This window comes from Photobacterium sp. AWH4_225 (assembly GCF_056158405.1).
Genome location: NZ_JBSWTF010000001.1, coordinates 1,591,195 through 1,616,406 on the forward strand (window position 1 = coordinate 1,591,195; position 25,212 = coordinate 1,616,406).

General features: G+C 48.3%; 23 protein-coding genes. 16 read left to right on the forward strand and 7 right to left on the reverse strand.

Translation table 11 applies throughout. The features are described 5' to 3' along the window. The first annotated feature begins 146 nt into the window (after positions 1-146). From ACXAD4_RS07660 to ACXAD4_RS07685, 6 genes are all read left to right on the forward strand, one after another. On the forward strand, positions 147-539 hold the full coding sequence (locus ACXAD4_RS07660) for a RidA family protein (RefSeq protein ID WP_475240254.1): 393 nt from the start codon (positions 147-149) through the stop codon (positions 537-539). A gap of 4 nt (positions 540-543) precedes the next feature. Next, complete coding sequence (locus ACXAD4_RS07665) at positions 544-2,004, forward strand: aldehyde dehydrogenase family protein (RefSeq protein ID WP_475240256.1); 1,461 nt, start codon at positions 544-546, stop codon at positions 2,002-2,004. Positions 2,005-2,014: 10 nt separating this feature from the next. Beyond that, positions 2,015-3,007: a membrane dipeptidase gene (locus ACXAD4_RS07670; RefSeq protein ID WP_475240259.1), complete on the forward strand. Its 993-nt coding sequence runs from the start codon at positions 2,015-2,017 to the stop codon at positions 3,005-3,007. Between the two features lie 94 nt (positions 3,008-3,101). Continuing rightward, the gene (locus ACXAD4_RS07675; RefSeq protein ID WP_475240261.1) at positions 3,102-4,694 is read left to right on the forward strand and encodes a BCCT family transporter; all 1,593 of its coding nucleotides are present in this window, start codon (positions 3,102-3,104) and stop codon (positions 4,692-4,694) included. A 105-nt stretch (positions 4,695-4,799) separates the two neighbouring features. Beyond that, positions 4,800-6,515 (forward strand): hypothetical protein, encoded by a 1,716-nt coding sequence (locus ACXAD4_RS07680; RefSeq protein ID WP_475240263.1) that lies wholly within the window; start codon positions 4,800-4,802, stop codon positions 6,513-6,515. Next, positions 6,512-7,261, forward strand: coding sequence for a DUF3726 domain-containing protein (locus ACXAD4_RS07685; protein WP_475240265.1), 750 nt, complete (start codon positions 6,512-6,514; stop codon positions 7,259-7,261). The genes ACXAD4_RS07680 and ACXAD4_RS07685 overlap by 4 nt, the downstream gene beginning before the upstream one ends. Before the next feature lie 110 nt (positions 7,262-7,371). Here ACXAD4_RS07685 and hutH read toward each other — a convergent pair whose 3' ends face one another. The 5 genes from hutH to hutC form a co-directional block, all read right to left on the reverse strand. Continuing rightward, positions 7,372-8,904 carry a histidine ammonia-lyase gene (gene hutH, locus ACXAD4_RS07690; protein ID WP_475240268.1) on the reverse strand — a complete coding sequence of 511 codons (1,533 nt, stop codon included), beginning with the start codon at positions 8,902-8,904 and terminating at the stop codon, positions 7,372-7,374. 23 nt (positions 8,905-8,927) lie between these two features. Further along, positions 8,928-10,619, reverse strand: coding sequence for a urocanate hydratase (gene hutU / locus ACXAD4_RS07695; RefSeq protein ID WP_475240270.1), 1,692 nt, complete (start codon positions 10,617-10,619; stop codon positions 8,928-8,930). Positions 10,620-10,674: 55 nt separating this feature from the next. Next, entirely contained in the window at positions 10,675-11,700 is a 1,026-nt protein-coding gene (hutG, locus tag ACXAD4_RS07700) for a formimidoylglutamase (protein ID WP_475240272.1), read from the reverse strand. Positions 11,701-11,710: 10 nt separating this feature from the next. Then, a complete protein-coding gene (gene hutI, locus ACXAD4_RS07705; protein ID WP_475240275.1) occupies positions 11,711-12,943 on the reverse strand; it encodes an imidazolonepropionase in 1,233 nt (410 codons plus the stop codon). Between the two features lie 262 nt (positions 12,944-13,205). Next, positions 13,206-13,919, reverse strand: coding sequence for a histidine utilization repressor (hutC, locus tag ACXAD4_RS07710; RefSeq protein WP_475240277.1), 714 nt, complete (start codon positions 13,917-13,919; stop codon positions 13,206-13,208). Between the two features lie 122 nt (positions 13,920-14,041). On the opposite strand from hutC, the gene yqfB reads away from it, so the two are divergent. The 5 genes from yqfB (at position 14,042) to rplT (ending at position 17,750) form a co-directional block, all read left to right on the forward strand. After that, on the forward strand, positions 14,042-14,359 hold the full coding sequence (gene yqfB / locus ACXAD4_RS07715; protein ID WP_475240279.1) for a N(4)-acetylcytidine aminohydrolase: 318 nt from the start codon (positions 14,042-14,044) through the stop codon (positions 14,357-14,359). 218 nt (positions 14,360-14,577) lie between these two features. Further along, positions 14,578-16,509 (forward strand): threonine--tRNA ligase, encoded by a 1,932-nt coding sequence (thrS, locus tag ACXAD4_RS07720; RefSeq protein ID WP_317521207.1) that lies wholly within the window; start codon positions 14,578-14,580, stop codon positions 16,507-16,509. 3 nt (positions 16,510-16,512) lie between these two features. Next, on the forward strand, positions 16,513-17,064 hold the full coding sequence (gene infC, locus ACXAD4_RS07725) for a translation initiation factor IF-3 (protein ID WP_082060595.1): 552 nt from the start codon (positions 16,513-16,515) through the stop codon (positions 17,062-17,064). A gap of 96 nt (positions 17,065-17,160) precedes the next feature. Beyond that, positions 17,161-17,355 carry a 50S ribosomal protein L35 gene (gene rpmI, locus ACXAD4_RS07730; RefSeq protein WP_007469870.1) on the forward strand — a complete coding sequence of 65 codons (195 nt, stop codon included), beginning with the start codon at positions 17,161-17,163 and terminating at the stop codon, positions 17,353-17,355. Between the two features lie 41 nt (positions 17,356-17,396). After that, positions 17,397-17,750, forward strand: a complete 354-nt coding sequence (gene rplT, locus ACXAD4_RS07735) for a 50S ribosomal protein L20 (protein WP_007469869.1) — start codon at positions 17,397-17,399, stop codon at positions 17,748-17,750. A gap of 95 nt (positions 17,751-17,845) precedes the next feature. On the opposite strand, the gene ACXAD4_RS07740 is transcribed toward rplT, so the two are convergent. Both ACXAD4_RS07740 and ACXAD4_RS07745 read right to left on the reverse strand, forming a co-directional pair. Continuing rightward, positions 17,846-18,286: a hypothetical protein gene (locus ACXAD4_RS07740; RefSeq protein ID WP_475240282.1), complete on the reverse strand. Its 441-nt coding sequence runs from the start codon at positions 18,284-18,286 to the stop codon at positions 17,846-17,848. A 2-nt stretch (positions 18,287-18,288) separates the two neighbouring features. Beyond that, positions 18,289-18,546, reverse strand: coding sequence for a YiaA/YiaB family inner membrane protein (locus ACXAD4_RS07745; RefSeq protein WP_317521211.1), 258 nt, complete (start codon positions 18,544-18,546; stop codon positions 18,289-18,291). 217 nt (positions 18,547-18,763) lie between these two features. Here ACXAD4_RS07745 and pcp point away from each other — a divergent pair, with 217 nt between their 5' ends. The 5 genes from pcp (at position 18,764) to astE (ending at position 25,134) form a co-directional block, all read left to right on the forward strand. Then, a complete protein-coding gene (gene pcp, locus ACXAD4_RS07750; RefSeq protein WP_475240285.1) occupies positions 18,764-19,450 on the forward strand; it encodes a pyroglutamyl-peptidase I in 687 nt (228 codons plus the stop codon). 152 nt (positions 19,451-19,602) lie between these two features. Then, complete coding sequence (gene pheS, locus ACXAD4_RS07755; protein WP_107297789.1) at positions 19,603-20,586, forward strand: phenylalanine--tRNA ligase subunit alpha; 984 nt, start codon at positions 19,603-19,605, stop codon at positions 20,584-20,586. An 18-nt stretch (positions 20,587-20,604) separates the two neighbouring features. After that, positions 20,605-22,992 carry a phenylalanine--tRNA ligase subunit beta gene (gene pheT, locus ACXAD4_RS07760; RefSeq protein ID WP_475240287.1) on the forward strand — a complete coding sequence of 796 codons (2,388 nt, stop codon included), beginning with the start codon at positions 20,605-20,607 and terminating at the stop codon, positions 22,990-22,992. A gap of 595 nt (positions 22,993-23,587) precedes the next feature. Next, positions 23,588-23,884: an integration host factor subunit alpha gene (ihfA, locus tag ACXAD4_RS07765; protein ID WP_475240289.1), complete on the forward strand. Its 297-nt coding sequence runs from the start codon at positions 23,588-23,590 to the stop codon at positions 23,882-23,884. A 188-nt stretch (positions 23,885-24,072) separates the two neighbouring features. Beyond that, on the forward strand, positions 24,073-25,134 hold the full coding sequence (gene astE / locus ACXAD4_RS07770; RefSeq protein WP_475240291.1) for a succinylglutamate desuccinylase: 1,062 nt from the start codon (positions 24,073-24,075) through the stop codon (positions 25,132-25,134). Positions 25,135-25,212: the final 78 nt, after the last annotated feature.

A 25,212-nucleotide genomic window follows, 5' to 3' on the forward strand; every position in this document is an offset into this window, starting at 1 on the left:
CCTGTTAGCCCTTTATCCATCATGCCTTAACTTAAGTGTTAAATAAAATTTATCAATTGTAAAAAATTAACCGTTAGATATATCAGTACGGTTAGTGCATGATTTAACCATCTCGAAACATCTTGATTACAAAAGTGGAGTTGAGCGTGAGCCTTCAAGATAAAAAGCAAGCTGTCAAAACCTCTCTATTTGCATCTAAAGCCCCGCTTGAGTGGGCCATTACCCATAATGGAACGCTCTACACCGCGCAGATCCCTATTGATCAGAATGGCGTTGTGGTGGACGGCGGGATCGAGGCCCAGACCCGCAAAACACTGGACAACCTAGTCCACACCTTGGAGTGCGCGGGTGAGTCATTGGATTCTGTATTGCAGGTGCTGATCTATGTGACTGACAGAGAGTACCTTGCCACCGTCAACAAGGTTTATGCCGAGTACTTCAATGCCCCATACCCAAATCGTGCAGCCATGGTAGTGGCGGGTTTGGCACGAGAAGAAATGTTAGTTGAGCTAGTGGTTTACGCCGCGGTGAAGGAATAAGGAAATGGCAATGACAACGACAATTCAAGCAGAGCAATCCCTTTATATCGCAGGTGAGTGGCAGTCAGGCCAACGCACTGTTGCAAACATCAACCCATCAGATATCAGTGAGAGCTTGGGTGACTTTGCCCAAGCCAGCCAAGCTCAGGTTCAGCAAGCCATTGATGCGGCCAATGCAGCGCAACCGGAGTGGGAGAAAACTCCGATGGAGCGCAAGCTGGCAGTGCTGCAGGCCATTGGTGATGAGCTAATTGCTCGTTGTGACGAACTGGGCCGCTTGTTATCCAGCGAGGAAGGTAAGCCGTTCGCAGAAGGTCGAGGTGAGATCTACCGCGCTGGTCAGTTCTTCCAGTATTACGCCGCTGAGGTGCTACGCCAGGTTGGTGATACCGCCGCTTCTGTTCGTCCGGGTGTCTCTGTGGAAGTGACTCGGGAAGCCGTGGGTACTGTAGCGATTATCTCGCCTTGGAACTTCCCGACAGCGACAGCAGCATGGAAGATTGCCCCAGCATTGGCCTTTGGTAACAGTGTGATTTGGAAGCCGGCCAATCTAACCCCTGCCAGTGCAGTGGCGCTAACAGAAATCATTGCCCGCCAAGGCTTGCCTGCTGGCACGTTCAACTTGGTACTGGGCAGCGGGGCGGAAGTCGGGGATACGCTGATTAACTCTACGCAGATCCAAGCGGTGAGCTTTACGGGCTCGGTAGACACTGGCCGTAAAGTGGCGGCTGCAACGGCGCCAAACTTTGTTCGTTGCCAGCTTGAAATGGGGAGCAAGAATGCCTTGATCGTTGCTGATGATGCCGATATCCAAATCGCAGTTGAAGCAACCATTGCCGGCTCGTTTTCCGGAGCAGGGCAGAAGTGTACTGCTTCATCCCGCTTGGTCGTGATGGACGGTATACACGATGCCTACGTTGAAGCGTTAATCAAGCGCATGAGTGAGCTGAAAGTAGGCCACGCATTAGAGGATGGCATTTTCATGGGGCCGGTGGTTGATGGCAAGCAGCTTGAAGCTAACTTCGGTTGGGTGGAGAATGCCCGTCAAAGCGGCGCTGAGCTAGCCTTTGGTGGCGAGCGCTTGAACCTGAAACACGAAGGCTATTACATGTCACCAACCCTGTTCGTGAACACCCAAAACAGCTGGGAAGTGAACCAAGAAGAGGTCTTCGCCCCTATGGCCTGTGTCATCAAGGTGTCTGATTTGGATGAAGCCATTGCCACAGCCAACGATACCCGATTTGGTTTAACCGGCGGCATTATCACCCAGAGCCTGCGCACCAGCGCATTGTTCAAAGAGCAGATCCAAACCGGTTGTGCCATGGTGAACCTGCCGACGGCAGGGACGGATTACCACGTACCATTTGGTGGCCGCAAAGAGTCGAGCTTTGGTCCTCGCGAGCAAGGCCAATACGCAAAAGAGTTCTACACCGTAGTGAAAACTGCCTACCAGCGTCCTTACTAAGGAGTGGCCTATGTACCAGCAGGAAATAGTGATTGATGGCTTGCAGTACTGCCATTGGGACCGGGAATACTTCCAGACCTTGAAGGCCAGCGGTATCCACGCCGTGCACGCGACCTTGGTGTATCACGAGAATGCCCGTGAAACTTTGACCCGTTTTGCCGAGTGGAACCTGTTGTTCGAACGCAATGCTGATCTGATCATGCCGGTGATGTCGATGGCAGATGTAGAGAGTGCAAAGGCGCAAGGCAAGGTCGGGATCATGTTCGGAGCGCAGAACTGCTCACCCATTGATGATGAAATTGGTTTGGTTGAGGTGATGCGTCGTCAGGGGCTGTTGATCATGCAGCTGACATACAACAACCAAAGCCTGCTGGCGACAGGTTGCTACGAACAAAACGACAACGGTGTCACTCGCTTTGGTAAGCAGGTGATTGAGGAGATGAACCGTGTCGGCATGATTATCGATATGTCGCACAGCGCTGAGCGTTCAACCCTTGAAGCGATTGATCTATCGGCACGCCCGATTTGCATCAGCCATGCCAACCCGACCTTTGCCCATGATGCGCTGCGCAATAAGTCGGACACCGTTATCAAGGCACTGACTGCCAGAGGTGGTTTGTTGGGCTTTAGCCTCTATCCGTTCCATTTGCCAAATGGCAGCCAGTGTACCTTGGAAGACTTTTGCCAGATGGTTGCCCGCACCGCAGAAATGGTCGGCGTTGAGCATCTCGGTATCGGCAGTGACTTGTGCCTGAACCAACCACAATCAGTGCTTGAATGGATGCGAAACGGCCGTTGGTCGAAAGCGATGGATTACGGTGAAGGTTCAGCAAGCAATTCGGGCTGGCCTGATGCCTTGCCTTGGTTTAGCGGTAGCCGTGGGATGGAGAACATCTACAACGGATTGATCAAGACAGGTTTCAGTAAAGCCGAAGCCGGCCAAATCATTGGCGGTAACTGGTTCAACTTCCTGCAAAGCGGTATTGAGCCCGCCGAGCAGTAACACAAGTACTTAAAAGGCCTGCCATTCCAATAACTCCAGCAGGCCACCTAATTATCTTTGCCCAGACAAATCCACTAACCGCTGGAGACAATTTATGTCTGACATTATGAACACGGCAAAGGCTGAAACCATTAATACTCAGCCTTCGCAGAAAAGCACACACCCTACAACAGAAACCCTAACAGAAAAGCTCGGTGTCAATAATCCGGTACTCTGGCTTAGTGGCGGCTTTATCGCTCTGTTTGTCACCCTAGCGCTATATGACAATGAGTTGCTGTCTTCTTTTGTAAATACCGGGTTTGCCTGGTCGGTTAAATATTTTGGTCCTTACTGGCAAATTCTGCTGCTACTTACCTTTTTGATTGGCCTCGCTTTAGCAGCAGGCAGAACAGGCCACGTTAAACTTGGCAACCTGGATGAGCCTGAAACCGATGCCTTCCGCTGGATTGCCGTCATGTTGTGTACGCTTTTAGCGGGTGGTGGCGTATTTTGGGCTGCGGCAGAGCCGATTGCCCACTATGTTAGCGCTCCGCCGCTGTACGGCGAGGCCGCGACACCTTGGCAGCAGGCGATTAACAGCCTTTCACAGTCATTCATGCACTGGGGTTTTCTGGCATGGGCAATCACCGGATGCCTCACTTCTATTGTGCTGATGCACCTGCACTATGACAAAGGGCTACCGCTTAAACCCCGTACGTTGCTTTATCCTTTGCTTGGTGAACGAGCCCTCAAAGGAGCTATTGGCGCGACAATCGATGCTTGCTGCATTATTGCGGTGGCAGCAGGGACAATCGGCCCTATTGGCTTCCTCGGTTTGCAAATCAGCTATGCCCTAAATGCCTTGTTCGCCATTCCTGATGGTTTTACCACTCAACTGATCATCATTTTGTTTGCCATTGCAATCTATACCATCTCGGCCTTGAGTGGTCTGAATCGCGGGATCCAGATCCTTAGCCGCTGGAATATTATCTTGGCGGTTGGCCTGATGCTGTACATCTTGCTGGTTGGCCCGACAAACTTTGTCATCAATGGTTATCTGCAAGGTGTTGGCACCATGTTGGATAATTTCATACCAATGTCTACTTACCGTGGCGATGAAGGCTGGCTAAGCTGGTGGACTGTGTTCTTCTGGGGCTGGTTCCTAGGTTATGGCCCTATGATGGCAATCTTTATTTCGCGTATCTCCCGTGGTCGCACAATTCGCCAGTTGGTCATGACTCACAGTGTGATGGCACCGCTCGTGACTTGCTTCTGGTTCACCATCGTTGGTGGTACCGGTGTGGCATTTGAAGTGGCCGACCCAGGCTCAGTGAGTAAGGCGTTTGAAGGATTCAATCTTCCGGGGGCACTACTGGCGATTACCCAGCAGCTACCGTTCCCGCTAATTGTATCGATTCTGTTCCTGATCCTGACCACGATCTTCATCGTGACAACAGGTGACTCGATGACTTACACCATCAGTGTGGTGATCAGTGGTGAAACCGAGCCAAATGCTTTCATCCGAACCTTCTGGGGCGTGATGATGGGTTTGACGGCACTTATATTGATTTCGCTTGGCTCCGGAGGAGTATCGGCACTGCAGTCATTCATTGTGATAACCGCTGTACCGGTATCGCTCATTCTGCTGCCGTCGCTATGGGATGCCCCCAAAATTGCGATGAAGATGGCTAAAGAGCAAGGGGTTTAAGTTTACAGACTCAAATGGATTCACACGTACTCTACAACAACATTCCCGGGCGGTAGTTGGACGCCTTAAACCAGAAACATAATTATAAAATTGGTGGTGAGCAATATGGATGCACATCGTTCCCTGAAATCTGATAACACCTTACGCCAGCCAGAAGTGGTTATGGCACCGGAAAGACTAGGTGCAATGCACCAAAACCGAATCAGCTTTGTCCGTTACTTTATTCGCCAGATGGCGCAGAAGAAATGGCAGGTGAGTCAATATGATTGGCAATTATCACCTGAAGGTTATGGTCATGCGATTTATCGCCTAGAAACCCAGCAAAACCACTATCACCTTGTGGTGTTCTGCGACGAAATCAGCGATGAAGAGCGTAATGACCGTGTCATTGCCGAAAAATGGGATGTCACTTTTGCTCTTATTCAAGGAGAGGTTGACTCATCGTTACTCGAAAGGTTACGTGCCAATGTACCGCTACAGGAAGCTGGCCGTAATCCTAACAGTGCCTTAGTGTTAGCCCGTGCCAATAAAAGTGTGAGGGTATTTGAACACTTAGTGTCTAGCCTTGCCCAAGGTGAGCAGCCCGATCCACAGCAGTTGGCGAATGTCGGTTATATCCTGCGAACGACTGCGGTATACGGCAACGGAAAGTTCGGTATTGCAGATTTCAAATTGCTGGAAGATAACCCAGACTTCCACCAGTCTTTCAGCGCCCAGATGTGTGCCGTGTATTTGCTGCGTGAGTTCAGTCTTGATTGGATTCATTATCTCGCGAAGCAGCAAGGAGGTGAAAAAGCCACAACCTTGCACCGTTCACTGCAACGCTACCTTGGCGTGGGTAATGCCACCGGTTTGGGAATGGCACCCTATTTGATCAACCACCCTTGTATTGTTGATCAGTGGATGACCACTCGTGAGCAAGCATTGGGTGAGATATTAGATCAACCTTTTGACTCAGCTAAGTTTCCTCAGCTTAGCTATTTGCTACAGCAGGCGGTGATTCACCTTAAACAAGTCGTCACGATTGACGATCACCAGCGTGAACTGAACAAACAGGCCACTGAAGAGTTAACCTCTTTCAGAAAGGAAATTGCCAACTTAGCTCTAGAGCGCACATCAGATTGGCATGCCTTTGTTGAGCTTTCGCAAGATCTTGGGTTGGAAGCACAAGAAATTATTCTTTCTTGCGTGATGGAGCTATATCCGGACATTGCAGATAGCTATCAAGAGAAAATGAACGGCGATGAGACGTTAGCACTGACCAGCGGTAAGAAAGTGCAAGATCTCATGCACTTATTAGAAAGTCGTTACCGTTGGGCCATTGATACTGATTTCCAACTGCCGGAGAACAACTACTGGTTTTGGTATCGCTCGCAAGACAAAGAAGAGCCGCGCCTCGGTGTTCGAGGTGTAGAGGCAGGTGAAGAGCGTGAGCTGCCTTTGGATATTGGCCGTCAGGTATATCGACTATATAGCGCCTTGCTACAAAGCGAGCCGCAACAAACCTTGGCCGAGTTTTTGGTATTGAATCCGCAGTTCAGGGGGATTGCCAAGCGGGCATGGACTTTGGGTAACAAAGTCATGGGTGATATCCAGATGAATGTCTTGCACAAAGGTTCGCTACCGATGCACTTGTTGCGCTGTAAGCTTGCGGTATTTGGTGCAACCAAGTTCGATCCGCGCTCTGACCGTTGGGTGCAAGTGACTTTCTTCCAAGGTTCTCCGTTGCTGGATGAAATTCACGATGGTGAGTGGTTATTCCCGATCCTGCCATCGGTAGCAGAGTTAACAGAGCAAGATCGAGCAGGAGAAGCAAAATGATTGTATCTCATAATGAACTAGTCACTGCCGTATACAAAGCCTTCCTGGGTTTACGACGCTGCTGTGGTGAAGCGGATGTGATAGCAAATATGGTTGCTGATCTGCAGATGGTCGGTCTCAATGGCGTCAGCCACTTTAATACAGCCGTGCCTTTTTTGGCTAATGAAAAGGATAGCCCGGTCACCTTAGTAAAGCCTAAGTCGGATCAGATTGAAATCGACATGGCTGGAGCGAGCATCGCTTGTCATTTACCCAGCGTGATTGATTATGCGGTTGAGCAAATGATAGAGACGAAATCACTGACTATCCATGTCAGCAATTGCCACAACCGTTGGCTTGCTTATAGCGAACTGGTGAAGCTGTCAGCGAAAGGGCTGGCCTGCAAGGCACAGTGGTCAAATGGCTCTGATGCGAAAAAGACCCTCTATGTGCTCAATAAAGGGTGTGTCTTCCCTGAGCTTTACCAAGTTGATGAAGTTTCTGAAGGCCATGTTTCAGAAGCCCATGTAAATGTGCATGATATGACCATTGAATTATCGGTTTCTAACTTCGCTCTCCCATCTCCGAGTGTGCAAGGGTATCAGCAAATCGATTCAGCCAGTTTACGAAACACCTACTTAAATGCTTGGCGTGAGGGGATAGAGGTTGATGATGCAGAGTGGAAAAAACTCAAGCAAGCGGCAACGGTATTCTTAGTCGAGAACAGTGAAGTCTCTGCCAAAGGGGCGGGGGAGTTGGTCGCTTAATCGCAAGTAGCGCATAGCAAATAGTGGAAAACATAAAATAAGCGCCTCATATTAAATCAATATGAGGCGCTTTCTATATCACTCTATACCAAGCTGTTGTGAGGCTTTACTCAAAGACTAGGCAACAGTTGTGATGGCATTAGCGTGTTGTAATGGGCTTCCAGCAATAACTCATTGGCTTTTTCGATATCCGGTGCGAAGTAGCGATCCTTATCGTAGAAGCTCACACGTGCACGTAGCATTTCCTTGGCTTGCTCCAAGCGATCTGAACTGCGGTTTGGCGAGCGGAAATCCAAGCCTTGTGCAGCGGCGAGCAGCTCAACAGCCAAGATCCCCCGGGTGTTCTCAGCCATGTCTTTGAGCCTGCGGCCTGCAAAGGTCGCCATAGAGACATGATCTTCCTGGTTAGCCGATGTCGGTAAGCTATCGACAGAAGCTGGGTGGGCAAGGGTCTTGTTCTCGCTGGCCAGTGCTGCTGACGTCACCTGTGCAATCATAAAGCCCGAGTTCACTCCTCCGTTATCGACCAAGAAAGGTGGTAGCTTGCTCAGCCCACTATCGATTAACAGGGCCATGCGGCGCTCTGACAAGCTGCCAATCTCGGCGATGGCCAATGCTAGGTTATCGGCAGCCATGGCAACCGGCTCTGCATGGAAGTTCCCCCCTGAAATGATGTCACCGTCTTCGGCAAACACCAATGGGTTGTCAGAAACCGCATTGGCTTCGATTTCCAGAATATCGGCAGAGTGTCGGATTTGTTGCAAGCAAGCCCCCATAACCTGAGGCTGGCAGCGTAGAGAGTAAGGGTCTTGGACTTTTTCACACTGCTGGTGAGATAAGCCAATTTCGCTCTCTTTGTCGAGTAGGTGGCGATAGGCCATCGCAGCATCAATCTGGCTACGGTGACCGCGCACGCGATGGATACGAGGGTCAAACGGGCGGCGGCTACCAAGCGCTGCATCGACAGACATAGCACCACAGACGGTACCTGAGGCATACAGATCTTCGGCGGCAAACAAACCTTCAAGCGCAAAAGCAGTGGAAGCCTGCGTGCCATTGAGCAATGCCAAGCCTTCTTTTGGTGCAAGGGTGATAGGCTCTAAACCGGCAATTTTCAGTGCTGCCGCGCCGCTAATTACCTCGCCATTATGACGGGCCTGTCCTTCACCCAACAGTACCGTGCTCATATGAGCCAATGGCGCTAGATCGCCTGATGCACCTACGGATCCTTTCTGCGGGATACAAGGGTAGATCTCAGCGTTAACCAGCGTGATAAGCGCTTCAACCACTTTAGGGCGGATCCCCGAGTAACCACGTGCAAGACTGTTGATCTTAAGTGCCATCATCAGCCTGACCGTATGATCTTCCATGAACTGACCAATGCCAGCGGCATGGGACAGAACAATACTGCGTTGCAAGGTTTCTAGATCTTCGACGGCGATACGGGTATTGGCAAGCAAGCCAAAGCCCGTATTGATTCCGTAAACGACTCTGTCTTCTGCGATCACCTGCTCAACGGCCTGGGTACTGGCTAACATGTCATCATAAGCAGTATTGTTAAGTGACAGTGTCACCTTGTGGCGGCTAATATGTCGAAGCTGCTTGAGAGACAGTTTCCCTGGATTGATTTCAATTTGGTACATACAACGTCCTTTAGGTGATCTTATTATTTTTGGGTTGATGGGATCATCGGTAAGTCGAGGCCTTGCTCTTCGGCGCAGTTAACCGCAATGTCGTAACCGGCATCGGCGTGACGCATAACACCGGTAGCAGGGTCATTACGTAGTACACGGCCAACGCGTTCAGCGGCTTCATCTGTTCCATCGCAGACAATGACCATCCCCGAGTGCTGTGAGAAGCCCATACCCACGCCACCACCATGGTGTAGCGAGACCCACGTTGCGCCAGAAGCGGTGTTCAACAGGGCATTAAGCAGTGGCCAGTCAGATACTGCGTCAGAGCCGTCAATCATGCCTTCTGTTTCACGGTTAGGGCTGGCAACCGAGCCTGAATCGAGGTGGTCTCGACCAATGACAATCGGTGCTTTCAGCTCACCGTTCTTGACCATTTCGTTGAACGCTTTGCCTAAGCGAGCGCGATCGTTAAGACCTACCCAGCAGATTCGTGCAGGTAAACCTTGGAACTGGATACGGTCACGAGCCATATCGAGCCAATTGTGTAGGTGAGGATTATCAGGGATCAGCTCTTTTACTTTTTGATCTGTTTTATAGATATCTTCCGGATCGCCAGACAGCGCAGCCCAACGGAAAGGCCCTACGCCCTCGCAAAAGAGAGGACGGATATAGGCTGGAACAAAGCCCGGGAAGTCGAAGGCATTCTCCACGCCGACTTCAAATGCCATTTGGCGGATGTTATTCCCGTAATCAACGGTGGCAGAGCCTGCTTTCTGGAGGGCAAGCATCGCTTCGACTTGAACTGCCATCGACGTTTTGGCAGCTTTTACTACCTCGGCCTCATCGCTTAGGCGCATCTCGGCAGCGTGCTCCATGGTCCAGCCTTGCGGCAGGTAACCATTCAATGGGTCATGGGCAGAGGTTTGGTCAGTAGTACAATCTGGTACAATGCCACGCTGAACAACTTCAGAGAAAACATCTGCTGCATTGCCCAGCAGACCAACAGATACAGGCTTACCGGTTTGTTTCGCTTCTTCGATAATCGCTAGGGCTTCATCAAGAGACGTTGCTTTGCAATCAACATAACCGGTACGTAGGCGATAGTCGATACGGCTCTCATCACATTCAACCGCAATCATTGAGAAACCGGCCATGGTAGCTGCCAAAGGCTGCGCACCACCCATGCCACCAAGACCGCCGGTTAAAATCCAGCGACCCGAACTGTCACCATCAAAGTGCTGTTTTGCCATAGCAACGAAGGTTTCGTAGGTGCCTTGTACGATGCCTTGTGAGCCGATATAGATCCAGCTACCTGCGGTCATCTGGCCGTACATCATCAAGCCTTCTTTATCGAGCTCGTTGAAATGCTCCCAGTTAGCCCAGTGAGGGACCAAGTTCGAGTTGGCAATCAATACTCGTGGCGCGTTGCTGTGGGTTTTGAATACTCCAACCGGCTTACCGGATTGAACCAATAAGGTTTCATCTTCTTCGAGGCGTTTTAGTACTTCGACAATTTTGTCATAGCACTGCCAGTTCCTTGCAGCACGACCAATGCCGCCATATACCACCAAAGCGTGTGGATGTTCTGCTACGTCGGGATGGAGGTTATTCATCAACATCCGCAGTGGCGCTTCGGTTAACCATGACTTGGCATTCAGCGTTGTGCCTGTTGGGGCAATAATGGTGCGGCTTTCATCCAAGCGTGGTTGGGTATCATGTGTCATGTGGCTCTCCTTGCAATGCTGTCACTGTAATAGTTTATAAAGACAGCGGCGGTGGTTAACGTAGGGCACGGGCGATGGTCCAGGCCAATCGCGCAGCGAGTCGTGCTGTTTGGTTGTCGATATCAAATCTCGGGTTATATTCCGCCATATCAGCAACCAGAACTTTCTTCTCTCCCGAGGGCGTTTCGGCAGCTAATACGGTATTCATTAATGGCTCAATGATGTCCTGTGGTACACCACGTGCTGCCGGTGCGCTAACGCCCGGTGCAGTACTGGCTGGGAACACATCGATATCTATGGTCAGGTAAAGGTAATCGCATTGGGCGATAAAGTGTTCCAGAGACTCTATTACCAGTGGCAGGCGCTGGTGGGTGAGTTCACAGTCATCGAAATAAAGCACACCCAGTTTGTCGGCTTTCTCATACAATGCCTGGGTATTGGCTGCTCGGCTCAAGCCGAGGCAGGCATAGTTGAACGGCCAGCCCTGTAATTCGCAAAAACGTGCGATTTGTTGGAACGGTGTCCCTGAACTGCCTTGCTCGGCAGAGCCACCAGATGGCGGATTACGCAGATCAAAATGGGCATCGAAATTGATAATGCCAATTTTGGGAACCGGAAGGGGGGTGTCTAGATCTTCTGGTTCAATGACACCTTCTTGAGCGTGCTGCTTTTGCAGCAGATAACTACCGATACCTTGGAAAGTTCCCCAAGCTACCTCGTGGCCGCCACCGAAAACGATGACTTTGTGTTTCTGACGCAGTGCCCGGCTGACATCTTCCCCTAAGCGTTTTTGGGCCAGCTCAAGGTTGCCATCATTGCAGGAAATATCACCGCCGTCGTAAACGGGCTCGGTGTGGTGCCAAGCAAGGTTTGCCAGGGCTTTTCGAATCGTGATAGGGGCGTCATAGGCACCGGTACGGCCTTTGTTGCGAGAAACACCTTCATCACAAGCGAAGCCGAGCAGCATAATGCCAGCATCATTCACTTCATCTGCTGGCTTAATCACCTCATGCCAACGTAACCCGAGGTTACCGTCTTCAGGATCGCTTCGACCTTGCCAGACACTCATATCTACCGACATAGGATTCTCCTTATTGCCCTGAACTAGAAAAACCAGCGTGATTGAACAATTCGCCATTAACTATTCGCGCCTTGAGGTCAGGCACTCCTAGACGGTATGACAGTTCAGCAGGATGAGATAAATTCCAAATGGCTAAATCCGCTTTCATGCCCGAACAAATCTGCCCTCGTTGCTCACCTAGTCCCAGAGCTTTGGCTGCATTGACTGTAACGCCACGCAGGCACTCTTCAGGCGTTAACCGGAATAAGGTACATGCCATGTTCATCATGGTGCGAATAGAGGCGATGGGTGATGTTCCGGGATTAAAATCAGTGGAAATTGCCATTGGCACGTTCAGTTGACGTAGCTGATCAAGCGGTGGCATTTGGCTTTCACGTAGGAAATAAAATGCACCGGGTAGCAAAGTAGCAACGGTGTCACAAGCAGCGAGTGCAGCAACCCCTTCGTTATCGAGGTACTCAATATGGTCTACAGACAAGGCCCCCATTCGAGCGGCCATGGCACTACCACCTAAATTGGAAAGTTGTTCGGTATGCCCTTTAATGGCAAGGTCGTGCTTTTGTGCAGCCTGGAAAACTTGCTTGCACTGGCTGGTACTAAAGCCAATGCCTTCACAGAACACATCGACGGCATCGGCTAAGTGCTCATGGGCTGCAGCTGGAATGATCTCATTACAGATGAATTGGATATAGCCATCTGGATCACCAACGTACTCTGGTGGGAGAGCATGGGCCGCGAGCAAGGTAGTGGAAACATTGATATCTGGCATTTCACCAATGCGGCGAGCGACCCTGAGCATTTTCAGCTCATCTTCAAGTGTGAGGCCATAACCTGATTTAACTTCAACGGTGGTTACGCCTTCATTTTTTAAACCTTGCAAACGTTCGCACGCCAGCTTGAAAAGGGTATCTTCTGATGCTTCGCGGGTTGCACGAACAGTTGAAAGGATCCCACCGCCTGCTTTGGCAATTTGCTCATACGGCACACCATTAAGGCGTTGTTCGAACTCTTCTGCACGGTTGCCGGCAAAGACGAGGTGAGTGTGACAATCTATTAATCCCGGTGTGACCAATGCGCTTTGGCAGTCAATGACTTCAGGGTGGCCGTGGCAGTCAAAATGATCTTTGTGACCGGCATACATAATCATGCCATCTTGAATACCAATCATGGCATCACCGATGACTTGGTAGCCAGCTTCGCCCGCTAGGGTGACCATATTGACGTTTGTCAGCACTCTATCCATTTCATGACCCTGAAGTTATTTAGTGTTCTGTAATCGATAATGTATATACAAATAAATAGGCAATTAGAGGTTGAATTTCAAGGTGGGATGTAAATGAAATGTGATCGTAATTGTAATTAATTGCTGACAATCGTTGGTTTATGAGAGGGATCGCACGTTTGAAGGGCGCTTAGGTAGAGGAAGATTTTGGGGAGTAGTTCCTAGAAAATAGATCCTAGTTCCTAGATTAAGAACCTAGGATCCAGAACCCAGGATCTAGGATCTATTGAACTCCCACCTTGGTCCTCGAGCTAAGTTTGTATTTGTTGCCGGGATGATAGAGCAGGGCAGTACTGATCAAATTGTTGTTGCTCCAGGTACGGCGATTAAGCAATAAGCAAGGTGACTGTGGACTGACCTTAAGCAACTCAGCAATCCGCTGGGGAGGCAAAAGCGCTTCAACGGTATGCTCGATATCACTTAGCGGGCAGGCTTTCACCAAGTATTCATTGGGTGTCTGTGAGCTGAAGTCTTGCTTGATATAAGCCGGTGCATGTTCCGGGTTAACCCAACGCTCTTCGAGCTGTATTGGTGAGCTATTTTCGAAGTGGACGATTTGGGTGAAATAGACTTCTGTCCCTTGGCGTACGCCCAATCGTAATGCGATATCTTCGGTGGCATGAATGGTCGATTGGGAAATGACGTCAGAAGAATAGCGGTGACCCCGTTTTTTCACTTCTTCGGCAATGTTGCGGATCTCCATCAACGGTGATTCGGCTTTTTTATTACAGACAAAAGTCCCCAAGCGCGGCGTTCTTTCAAGAAAGCCCTCTTTAACCAGCTCCGTGATGGCTTTGTTGGCTGTCATGCGGCTTACCGAGAAATGTTCAGATAACGCCATTTCCGTCGGGATTTTGTGCCCCGGTGGCCATTGGCGAGTATGAATTCTTTCTAACAAGTAACTTTTGATCTGTTGATAACGAGGTGACTGAGCCATAACGCTTTTCCTAATTGCCTATACAAATCAAAGCAACATTTGTTGTTCATTTCAAGTTTCTGTGTGCTTTTGCGTGAGGTGACTACAGTATTGTGAGGCTTGATTAACTTGGAATGTTAAAGATGGCAATAGTAGAGCTACTGTTTTTGTCACGTTTTGAAGAGGATATCTTGGCTGGTAAGAAAACCATCACTATTCGTGATGAAGCTGACAGTCATTATGCAGTCGGAAGCCGAGTTAATGGCGTGATTTATGAAGAGGGCAGAGTATTTTGCCAGCTGGATATCACTGGAGTCGAGCCGGTATCAATCGACGAGCTTAATCAGACCCATGCCAAGCGTGAAAACATGCCATTACAACAGCTGCGGGATGTTCTAGAAGAGATATACCCCGGAACCAAAGAACTCTTCGTGGTGAGCTTTCAATTGGCACCCAAGTGACCTTCAAATGATTTGGGCAAGTAAAAAATAAAATGTGACGTGGCTTTGCAATCTGTCATAGGCGTTTGTTATAGTTGCTGCCTCGCTTAGCGGTTTTGGTCTGCTCAGTATTGCAGTGCCGGACCTCTGAGCTTTCTTTTATTTAGCTCTCAAAGCTTTATATTTTTAATTCAACATGTCTTGCTTGGTGTGCAAGACCACTGTGAAAGGATATTTACATGCCTGTAATTACTCTTCCTGACGGCAGTCAGCGTCAATTTGACAACCCAGTTTCTACAATGGAAGTCGCGCAATCGATCGGTCCTGGTCTTGCGAAGGCAACTATTGCCGGTCGTGTTAATGGTAACCGCGTAGACGCGTGTGACCTTATTGAAGAAGATGCTAGCCTTGAAATCATCACGGTTAAAGATGAAGTAGACGGTCTTGAAATCGTTCGTCACTCATGTGCTCACCTTCTTGGCCACGCTATCAAGCAGCTTTACCCAGAAGCGAAAATGGCGATTGGTCCAACTATCGACAACGGCTTCTACTACGACATCGACCTAGAAGAGTCGCTTACGCAAGAAGATCTAGAGAAGATCGAAAAGCGTATGAAAGAGCTGGCGAAGACCAAGTACCAAGTTATCAAGAAAAAGGTAAGCTGGCAGGAAGCGCGTGATGCATTCGAATCACGTGGCGAACCGTACAAAATGGAAATCCTAGACGAGAACGTATCTCGCGATGACCGTCCGGGCCTATACCACCACGAAGAATACATCGATATGTGTCGTGGGCCACACGTACCGCACATGGGTTTCTGTCAGCACTTCACTCTGCTGAACGTTGCGGGTGCATACTGGCGTGGTAACAGCGACAACAAGATGCTTCAGCGTATCTACGGTACTGCTTTCCACGACAAGAAAGCACTTAAAGCACACCTTACTCGCCTAGAAGAAGCGGCTAAGCGTGACCACCGTAAAATCGGTAAGCAGCTAGACCTATTCCACATGCAGCAAGAAGCACCGGGTATGGTGTTCTGGCACCACAATGGTTGGTCTATCTTCCGTGATCTAGAAGTATTCATCCGTGAAAAGCTGACTGAGTACGGTTACCAGGAAGTGAAAGGTCCTCTAATGATGGATCGCGTGCTTTGGGAACGCTCTGGTCACTGGGACAAATACGCTGAAGCGATGTTCACGACGTCTTCTGAGAACCGTGAGTACGCTATCAAGCCAATGAACTGCCCAGGCCACGTTCAGATCTTCAACCAAGGTCTGAAATCTTACCGTGACCTTCCGCTACGTATGGCTGAGTTCGGCTCATGTCACCGTAATGAGCCATCAGGTGCGCTACACGGCATTATGCGTGTTCGCGGCTTTACTCAGGATGATGCCCACATCTTCTGTACAGAAGAGCAGGTACAGGCTGAAGTAACTAGCTGTATCGAAATGGTTTACGATACCTACAAGACATTCGGCTTCGACAACATCGTTGTTAAGCTGTCTACACGTCCAGAAAAGCGTGTAGGTTCTGATGAAATGTGGGATAAAGCTGAGTCGGATCTGAAACTTGCACTAGAATCAATGGAGATCCCTTACGAGATCCAAGAGGGTGAAGGTGCGTTCTACGGTCCTAAGATTGAATTTACTTTGCACGATTGTCTAGATAGGGCTTGGCAGTGCGGTACAGTTCAGTTAGACTTCGCACTTCCTGAGCGTCTAGGTGCAACTTACGTTGGTGAAAATAACGAGCGTCATACGCCAGTTATGATCCACCGTGCTATTCTTGGTTCACTAGAGCGTTTCATCGGTATCCTTATCGAAGAATATGCCGGCTTCTTCCCAACTTGGTTGGCGCCTCAACAGGCGGTTGTGATGAATATCACTGATGGCCAGGCAGAATATGTTCAACAAGTAGTCGAAAAACTTCAAAAATCTGGAATTCGTGTTAATGCGGACTTGAGAAATGAGAAGATTGGCTTTAAAATTCGCGAACATACTTTGAAGCGAGTGCCTTACATGCTTGTTTGCGGCGACAAAGAAGTTGAAGCAGGCGAGATTGCAGTTCGTACTCGCAAGGGTAAAGATTTGGGTAAATTTAAGATTGACGATCTTGTTGCTTACTTGCAGCAAGAGATTAGCAGTCGCAAGCTCAATATTGTGGAGGAATAAGGTATTAAAGGCGGAAGAAGAACCCAAGCACCAGTTAAGCAGAATGCACATCGTCTGAATGGTGAAATTCGTGGCGTACGCGAAGTACGTCTTACTGGTCTTGACGGTGAGTCAATTGGTGTTGTTTCTATTGAAGAAGCAATGAATACTGCTAATGAAGCTGGTGTTGATCTAGTTGAAATCAGCCCTAATGCCGAGCCACCAGTCTGTCGTGTGATGGACTACGGCAAGTACCTGTTCGAAAAGAGCAAGGCTGCTAAAGAGCAAAAGAAAAAGCAGAAACAAATCCAGGTTAAGGAAGTTAAATTCCGTCCTGGTACAGACGAAGGCGATTATCAGGTAAAACTGCGCAACCTGACTCGCTTTTTAGAAGAGGGCAACAAGGGTAAAGTCACACTGCGTTTCCGCGGTCGTGAAATGGCCCACCAGAGTCTTGGTATCGATCTTCTTAACCGTATTAAAGAAGACCTAGGCGACCTAGCGGTTGTTGAAAGCTTCCCTAATAAGGTTGAAGGTCGTCAAATGACGATGATGCTTGCCCCTAAGAAGAAGTAATTACGGCATTCAAGTAGCAAAAGCGCTGCTTAACCGCAGCGCTTTTTGTTCGCCTGATTACTATGTTATTAACTATCAACAATGCGGAGTCTCATCATGCCTAAGATGAAATCCAACAAAGGTGCTGCTAAGCGTTTCAAGAAAACTGCTGGTGGCTTTAAGTTTAAGCACGCGACTAAGCGTCACATCCTGACTAAACGTACTACTAAGAACAAACGTCAGCTTCGTCCAAACGCTATCCTTCCTGCATGTGAAGTGGCAGCTGTTGCACGTATGCTTCCGTTCGCTTAATCGTTTTTAGTTTTATATTTTAATTTAGTTAGGAGTCTCCTATGCCTCGCGTAAAACGTGGTGTACAAGCACGTGCACGTCACAAGAAAGTTCTTAAACAAGCTAAAGGTTACTACGGTGCACGTTCACGTGTTTACCGCGTAGCTTTCCAAGCAGTTACTAAAGCTGGTCAGTACGCTTACCGTGACCGTCGCAACAAGAAACGTACTTTCCGTCAACTATGGATTGCACGTATCAACGCTGCTGCTCGTCAGAACGGTATGTCTTACAGCCGCTTCATCAACGGTCTTAAGAAAGCATCTATCGAGATCGATCGTAAGATCCTTGCTGACATCGCTGTATTCGACAAAGCTACTTTCACAGTACTAGTTGAAAAAGCAAAAGCTGCACTGTAATTTCAGTCAGTTTTGATGTGGAAAGGAGAGCTTCGGCTCTCCTTTTTTCTTTCTATCGCAATCATAATTTCTCTGATACAGGCTGGCTAACTAGGCTATCCAAGCAACAGTTGGTTTTTCACCAGCATTAATTCGATTCCAATCTGCAATTTCTGATTTCCTTCTCCTTTTTTAAGCACTTTCATCACGTCTGCTTTCATTATCAACGCAGCCTCAATCCGTTTCTCTAATCGTGAGATTTGCAGTTCAAGGCGCTGGACAGACGTATGACATTTATCTATTGCCTGCTTTAACCGCCAGCTTCGACGCAGTAAGGCCTTGAACGCACTGGCTTCACTATCCTCTCTATTGCATGGTGAAGGAGTGATCATCGCCTCAGTATCCTGCTCGCATTTCTTGTGCTGTAACTTAAGCGTCTGTTGCTTAATGATAAGCTCAGAGCGCTGCCCCTCCTTAGCTTCACGCAATAACTTAAGCTGCTTTATTTGCTCCACAAGCTTGAGGCATGCTGAGGTTAGAGACCTATCAAATGCCATGTCTAATCATCTAATTCATTGAGCAGTTGGGCTGTTTTAGCTTCTTCCAGTTTCTGGAGTAGCTTTTTGGATTCAGCTTCATCACGCACGGCTTTACTTAACGTTATAGTGGCGCTGATGAGAAAGAGGCTACAAATGCTGTAATAGCCTTTGATGAGGAGATCGCCAGGCAGCATCACGATGCTAATAATCATTGCTGCAACAGCGATAATAAAAGTGAGTTTTGCATAGTTAAGCCAGTATTTGTCTTGTGATCCCATGATTTCTTTCCTTGTTTCATCTATCAATCGAACGGCGTTTTATTAATCTAGGTTATGTTGGATGATAGCGCAATAAAAAAAGAATAAATTTTTGATTCACGATGAGAGGCGCAAAGGGATTGATATTATTTTGCAAGCTAGCAATAGCTATTTTGCTATACCGTTTCGTGGGGTAATCTACTTAGATATTTTCTTTTAATGTAATAATGAGAACGATATGACGCGTGTTTTGGTAACAGGCTTTGAGGCTTTTGGTGGGCAGGCGATTAACCCAACGGCATTGATTGTCGATCAGCTGCAAACAGATGTATTTCAGCAGACAATGAATAAAGTTGGCATCGTGCTGAAAACAGCTTTATTACCTGTTGTGAAAGGTGAGTCAGTGAATCATTGTATTGACGCGATTGAGTCCTTTCAGCCTGATATTGTGTTGATGTTAGGGCAGGCATCCGGGCGGGCAAATATCAGTTTCGAAAAAGTGGCGATTAACCTTGATGACTTCCGGATTCCCGATAATGCGGGTAATCAACCTATCGATCAGCCTGTTGTTGAAGCTGGGCCTGCCGCATACTTTACCCAGCTACCGGTCAAGACCTTGATGCAGGCTTTGAAACAACAGGGAGTAGGAGCTGAAATCTCTTACAGCGCAGGTACCTTTGTCTGTAACCACCTGTTTTATGGGATAAGCCACTACCTTGCGACGCAAACACGGTTGAGCTCGATGTGCGATTTCGTTCATGTCCCACTGCTACCAGAACAAATTGAAGACGAACTGCAGATCACTGAAAGCCAGCCATTACCTTCTATGCCATTTGAGACCATGGTAGAGGGCATTGCTTGCGCGATTGTTACCGCAGCCAGTTTTCCATCAGAGCAGCAAATATCAGCAGGAACCATCAATTAATCCAACCTTAAGAGGAATTGGTGTTTTTTTCACGCAATCCAACGGTTTTCTTACGATTGGATTTGGATTTAGACGCATGTTTCTTTAGTATGTATCGTTACGCGAATTTATATCTCCCTAAAGGACGCCACCTGTAGGTGGATGAGGAAACGATGCAACATCTAGACGAGATTATTGCCAACGCAACGGCAGCTATCGAGCAGGCTGATTCATTAGTCGCTCTGGACGAAGTCCGTGTCCAGTATCTGGGCAAAAAGGGTGAATTGACCCTTCAACTTCAAGGTTTGGGTAAGCTTCCACCAGAAGAGCGTCGCTCTGCTGGTCAGGAAATCAACAAGGCTAAAGGTGCCGTTCAGCAAGCGATCGTCGCTCGCAAAGACGCACTACAGCGTGCTGAGCTAGAAGCTAAGCTAGCTGCTGAAACTATCGATGTGACCCTACCGGGTCGTCGCATTGAAAATGGTGGCCTGCACCCAGTAACGCGTACAGTTGAGCGTATTGAACAGTTCTTTGGTGAGCTAGGCTTTAACACTGAGTCTGGTCCTGAGATCGAAGATGCATTCCACAACTTCGATGCGCTGAACATTGCTGAAGACCACCCAGCACGTACCGACCACGATACATTCTTCTTCAACCCTGATCTAATGTTGCGTACTCACACGTCTGGCGTTCAGATCCGTACGATGGAAAATGGCAAGCCTCCTTTCCGTTTCATCGCACCGGGCCGTGTATACCGTAACGACTACGATCAGACGCATACTCCGATGTTCCACCAGGTGGAAGGTATGCTGGTTGATGAGAACGTTAACTTCGCGCAGCTTAAAGGCATCCTTCACGACTTCCTATGCAACTTCTTCGAAGAAGAAGTGGAAGTGCGTTTCCGTCCTTCTTACTTCCCGTTTACAGAGCCTTCAGCTGAAGTTGACGTTAAAGGCAAGAACGGTAAATGGCTTGAGGTACTAGGTTGCGGTATGGTTCACCCGAACGTACTTCGCTCTGTAGGTATCGACCCTGAGAAATACTCTGGTTTTGCATTTGGTATGGGCGTTGAGCGTCTAACCATGCTTCGTTACGGCGTAAACGACCTTCGTGCGTTCTTCGAGAACGACCTTCGTTTCCTAAAACAATTCAAGTAATCCAGAGGTTCATACACTATGAAATTTAGCGAATCTTGGCTTCGTGAGTGGGTAAACCCTGCGGTTACAACTGACGAGCTAACTCACCAAATCACTATGGCTGGCCTAGAGGTAGACGACGTACTACCAGTAGCCGGTACTTTCACTGGCGTTAAAGTGGGCCAGGTTGTTGAGTGCGGCCAGCACCCAGACGCTGACAAACTGCGCGTAACCAAAGTTGATGTTGGTGAAGAAGAGCTGCTAGACATCGTTTGTGGTGCATCTAACTGTCGTCAGGGCCTTAAAGTGGCTGTTGCGACTGTTGGCGCAGTACTACCAGGCGATTTCAAAATAAAGAAAGCTAAGCTACGTGGCCAGCCTTCTCACGGTATGCTTTGTTCATTCACTGAACTGGGTATCGACGTTGAGTCTGATGGCATCATGGAGCTTGCTGAAGACGCGGTAAACGGTACTGATTTCCGTGAATTCCTAGGTCTAGACGATGTTACTGTTGATGTTGACCTAACTGCAAACCGTGCTGACTGTTTCAGCATTCGCGGTCTTGCTCGTGAAGTTGGCGTATTGAACCGTGCTGACGTAACTGAGCCAGCTGTTGAAGCGGTTGCTCCGTCTATCGACGACGCAGTGTCTATCGAAGTCAAAGAACCTGCAGCGTGTCCACGTTACCTTGGCCGTGTGGTTAAGAACGTAAACGTTAAAGCAGAAACACCGCTGTGGATGCAAGAGAAACTGCGTCGCTGTGGTATTCGTTCAATCGACCCGGTTGTAGATATCACTAACTACGTTTTGCTTGAGCAAGGCCAGCCAATGCACGCATTTGATCTTGCTAAGATCAATGGCGGTATTGTGGTACGCATGGCTGAGCAAGACGAGATGCTAACTCTGCTTGACGGTAGCGAAACTAAGCTAAATGCAGACACGCTAGTTGTTGCTGACCATACTAAAGCACTAGCAATTGCAGGTATCTTTGGTGGTGAGCTATCAGGCGTGATGTCTGGTACAACTGACGTACTACTAGAGTGTGCATTCTTTGCACCGGACCACATCCGTGGCCGTGCTCGTAGCTACGGTCTACACACTGATTCTTCAATGCGTTTCGAGCGTGGTGTGGATTACGCACTACAGGCAAGCGCAATGGAGCGTGCCACTCAGCTGCTAGTTGAAATCTGTGGTGGTGAAGTAGCACCGGTTGTTGCTGTGGAATCTGAAGCAGATCTTCCTAAGCCAAACACAGTAGCACTTCGTCGTACTAAGCTAGACAACCTTCTAGGCCACCACATTGCTGATGCAGAAGTGGTAGAAATCCTAGAGCGTCTAGGCCTGACTGTTGAAACAACAGAAGCAGGTTGGACGGCGACTGCACCAACATGGCGTTTCGATATTGCTATCGAGCAGGATCTGATCGAAGAAGTTGGCCGTATCTACGGTTACGACAACATTCCAAACCAGAACCCAGCTGCAGCACTTAAGATGCACGACCACGTTGAAGCAAACCTTCCTCTTAAGCGTGTTCGTAACCTGCTTGTTGACCGTGGTTACCAAGAAGCGATCACATACAGCTTCGTTGAGCCAGAGCAGCAGAAACTGATCGTTCCTGGTGTTGAGCCGCTAGTACTGCCGTTCCCAATCTCTGCGGAAATGTCAGCGATGCGCCTTGGCCTTATCCAAGGTCTGCTTAACACGGTTGTTCACAACCAGAAGCGCCAGCAGCCACGTGTTCGCCTGTTCGAATACGGCCTACGTTTCATCCCATGTGAAACGGCTGAAAACGGCATGCGTCAAGAGCCAATGCTGGCTGGTGTTATCGCGGGTACTCGCAGCGAAGAGCACTGGGACATCGAAACCAACACTGTTGATTTCTTCGACCTGAAAGGCGACCTAGAAGCTATCCTTGAGCTTTCTGCTAACGAGAAGGCTTACAGCTTCGCCGCCGTTAAGCATCCAGCTCTTCACCCAGGTCAGTCTGCTGCGATTATCGTAGACGGCAAAGAAGTGGGTGTGATCGGTACTGTTCACCCTGAGCTAGAGCGTAAGCTTGGCCTAAACGGCCGTACTATCGTATTCGAAATCGAATGGTCTGCGATCAACACTAAAGTGATCCCAGAAGCGGTAGCGCTTTCTAAGTTCCCAGCTAACCGTCGTGACATCGCAGTTGTTGTTGATGAAGCTGTAGCTTCTGGCGACATCGTGAACGCATGTCTGGAAGCGGGCGGTGAGTTCCTAACCGACGCTAAGCTGTTCGACGTTTACGTAGGTAAAGGCGTAGAAGAAGGCAAGAAGAGCTTGGCTATTGCCCTAACTCTTCAGTCTGTTGAGCGTACGCTTGAAGATGCGGACATCGCTGGCTCTGTAGATGCTATCGTTGCTCACATTTCTGAGAAGTTCGGCGCGTCACTACGTGACTAATCGAGCATCCTGATTGATATGAAAGCCCTGCCTTTTTGGCAGGGCTTTTTTTTGCGCGTATTTTGTGGGGTGTTGCTGCTCATCGTGGTGAAACTAGGTTTATGGAGCTGATTGGTTCTGTATTGTGATAGAGGCATACTTCTGAATGAGGCAATCTGCTACAAAAAGTCGGTGTTTTTAAGTCATTGTTTTATAAAATTGTCTAACACATTGTGATTTTTTTGATCTGAATCTAAATACGGTAACTTTCTGATAGATAGCGATAATTTCTATATTGAGTTGGCTTGGTAGCAATTTGTGTTGAAAGTTGCGTGATTTGTAGCAATATTTACCAGAAATTATTCGATTTAAGCACAACTGGGTGCATGAAATGAGGCTATTTGTGCTAGTGAAAATCAATTATTTAAAGATAAGTTGACATAAAAAAGTTGGCGGAAATCAGCAAGTTGGCATAAACTTGACTCTAGTTAGGATTGAGCTCAGAGAAGCTGGCTATTTTAGCGGTTTCTGGCTTCTGCCTGACTCGACTAATTCGCTGTAGGAATGGCTAATGTCTTCCTGCAATCCATTCAATATAGTCTTGAGGGAATTATCTATGGCGCTCACAAAAGCCGATTTGGCTGAGAACCTGTTTGAAAATGTTGGATTGAGCAAACGGGACGCCAAGGATACGGTGGAAGTCTTTTTTGAGGAAATCAGAAAAGCGCTTGAGTGTGGTGAACAGGTAAAGCTATCAGGTTTTGGTAACTTTGATCTTCGCGACAAGAACGAGCGTCCGGGAAGAAACCCTAAAACAGGTGAAGATATCCCAATCTCTGCTCGCCGTGTTGTGACTTTCCGTCCAGGTCAGAAACTTAAAGCTCGCGTAGAAAATATCGAAATCGAAAAGTAATCGCGAAAACATTGAAAAACAGAGCCCGGGTAAGGTGTGTAGAACTTACCCGGGCTTTTTTATGTCCGAAATAAATTGTGCGCGCGATGTTAAATTTATGTTTTTATATGGTTTCAAACTGATTTATGCAGCGGTAAAATGACAGCATTCCATTAGCTCTGGATTAGCTAATAACATGGAGGTGGTTAATGGGAATGCTACAACGAGTAAAGGAAGGAAAGTTTCTTGAGGCAACACTGAACATGGCTTTGTCTGAAGAGCAGGGGGCTTGGAAGACTGAGTCAGGTATTTCTTGTGAGTTGCTGGGTAGGGGCATTCTGAAAATATCACCGGCTAGTGCTAACTCTATCTCGGATAATGCATCCCCAAAAGACATTGTCCTTTCCTCGGGGGTGCACGGTGATGAAACCAGTCCTATAGAGTTGTTGCAGCAGTTAGTTGAGAAAATTCTTTCAGGGGAAGTTCAACCTGTTCACCGACTACTAATAATCATTGGTCATCCGGAAGCGATTAACCTGCACCGTCGTTTCGTCGATGAAAATATGAATCGCTTGTTCAAAGCTGAAAACCCTGCAACCAACTCTGACTGCATTCGCGCAAATACACTTCAGGTGGCGGTAAAGGATTTCTTCCAGCAAGGTGAAAAGGATGAACAGTCTCGTTGGCATTTAGATTTGCACTGTGCCATCCGTGATTCTGAGCATTACACCTTTGCAGTCAGTCCGTTTTCTCGTCATCAAACGCGACAGCGTGATCTGTTTGCTTTTTTACAGCAGGGTGAGATTGAGGCAGCACTACTATCAAATTCCCCATCACCAACATTCAGTTGGTATAGCGCGGAGTATTTTGGTGCACAGGCCTTAACGATGGAGTTGGGAAAGGTCGCTCCATTCGGTCAAAATGATCTGCAGCGTTTATCTTCGTTTTATCAAGCCATGGTTGAGTTGGTGACACAGTTAGTGCCGAGTTATCAGTGGCGGGAAGACAAACTCGCAGTGTACAAAGTAACGCGGACGCTGATGAAGCAGAGTGAACACTTCACGCTGAATTTCCCGGATGATCAAGCCAACTTTACTATGTACCCGCAGGGTACCTTGTTGGGGCGTGATGAGGATATTGAATACTACGTGTTGGAAGAGGGAGAAGCGGTTGTTTTCCCCAACCCTAATGTAGCGATTGGTCAGCGGGCATGTTTGATGGTCAAAAAGACGGAGGTTAGCCCTGAAGGGCAGGTCCAAGCGCTGACATAAGTATTTACCTCAAAGCTCGCTTTTCATTTTATGAGTGAGACGGTATGGTAAGGCGTCGTTACTTATTATGCCTTCTCA

What these genes read in the sequence shown, in the direction of transcription:
- rpmI (WP_007469870.1), top strand. Translation starts at nt 17,161, where the DNA reads ATGCCTAAGATGAAATCCAACAAAGGTGCTGCTAAGCGTTTCAAGAAA.
- hutG (WP_475240272.1), bottom strand. Translation starts at nt 11,700, where the DNA reads ATGTCGGTAGATATGAGTGTCTGGCAAGGTCGAAGCGATCCTGAAGAC.
- pheS (WP_107297789.1), top strand. Translation starts at nt 19,603, where the DNA reads ATGCAACATCTAGACGAGATTATTGCCAACGCAACGGCAGCTATCGAG.
- thrS (WP_317521207.1), top strand. Translation starts at nt 14,578, where the DNA reads ATGCCTGTAATTACTCTTCCTGACGGCAGTCAGCGTCAATTTGACAAC.
- rplT (WP_007469869.1), top strand. Translation starts at nt 17,397, where the DNA reads ATGCCTCGCGTAAAACGTGGTGTACAAGCACGTGCACGTCACAAGAAA.
- ACXAD4_RS07680 (WP_475240263.1), top strand. Translation starts at nt 4,800, where the DNA reads ATGGATGCACATCGTTCCCTGAAATCTGATAACACCTTACGCCAGCCA.
- pcp (WP_475240285.1), top strand. Translation starts at nt 18,764, where the DNA reads ATGACGCGTGTTTTGGTAACAGGCTTTGAGGCTTTTGGTGGGCAGGCG.
- ACXAD4_RS07745 (WP_317521211.1), bottom strand. Translation starts at nt 18,546, where the DNA reads ATGGGATCACAAGACAAATACTGGCTTAACTATGCAAAACTCACTTTT.
- ACXAD4_RS07675 (WP_475240261.1), top strand. Translation starts at nt 3,102, where the DNA reads ATGTCTGACATTATGAACACGGCAAAGGCTGAAACCATTAATACTCAG.
- pheT (WP_475240287.1), top strand. Translation starts at nt 20,605, where the DNA reads ATGAAATTTAGCGAATCTTGGCTTCGTGAGTGGGTAAACCCTGCGGTT.
- ACXAD4_RS07665 (WP_475240256.1), top strand. Translation starts at nt 544, where the DNA reads ATGGCAATGACAACGACAATTCAAGCAGAGCAATCCCTTTATATCGCA.
- ihfA (WP_475240289.1), top strand. Translation starts at nt 23,588, where the DNA reads ATGGCGCTCACAAAAGCCGATTTGGCTGAGAACCTGTTTGAAAATGTT.
- hutC (WP_475240277.1), bottom strand. Translation starts at nt 13,919, where the DNA reads ATGGCTCAGTCACCTCGTTATCAACAGATCAAAAGTTACTTGTTAGAA.
- ACXAD4_RS07740 (WP_475240282.1), bottom strand. Translation starts at nt 18,286, where the DNA reads ATGGCATTTGATAGGTCTCTAACCTCAGCATGCCTCAAGCTTGTGGAG.
- hutH (WP_475240268.1), bottom strand. Translation starts at nt 8,904, where the DNA reads ATGTACCAAATTGAAATCAATCCAGGGAAACTGTCTCTCAAGCAGCTT.
- hutU (WP_475240270.1), bottom strand. Translation starts at nt 10,619, where the DNA reads ATGACACATGATACCCAACCACGCTTGGATGAAAGCCGCACCATTATT.
- yqfB (WP_475240279.1), top strand. Translation starts at nt 14,042, where the DNA reads ATGGCAATAGTAGAGCTACTGTTTTTGTCACGTTTTGAAGAGGATATC.
- astE (WP_475240291.1), top strand. Translation starts at nt 24,073, where the DNA reads ATGGGAATGCTACAACGAGTAAAGGAAGGAAAGTTTCTTGAGGCAACA.
- hutI (WP_475240275.1), bottom strand. Translation starts at nt 12,943, where the DNA reads ATGGATAGAGTGCTGACAAACGTCAATATGGTCACCCTAGCGGGCGAA.
- ACXAD4_RS07670 (WP_475240259.1), top strand. Translation starts at nt 2,015, where the DNA reads ATGTACCAGCAGGAAATAGTGATTGATGGCTTGCAGTACTGCCATTGG.
- ACXAD4_RS07685 (WP_475240265.1), top strand. Translation starts at nt 6,512, where the DNA reads ATGATTGTATCTCATAATGAACTAGTCACTGCCGTATACAAAGCCTTC.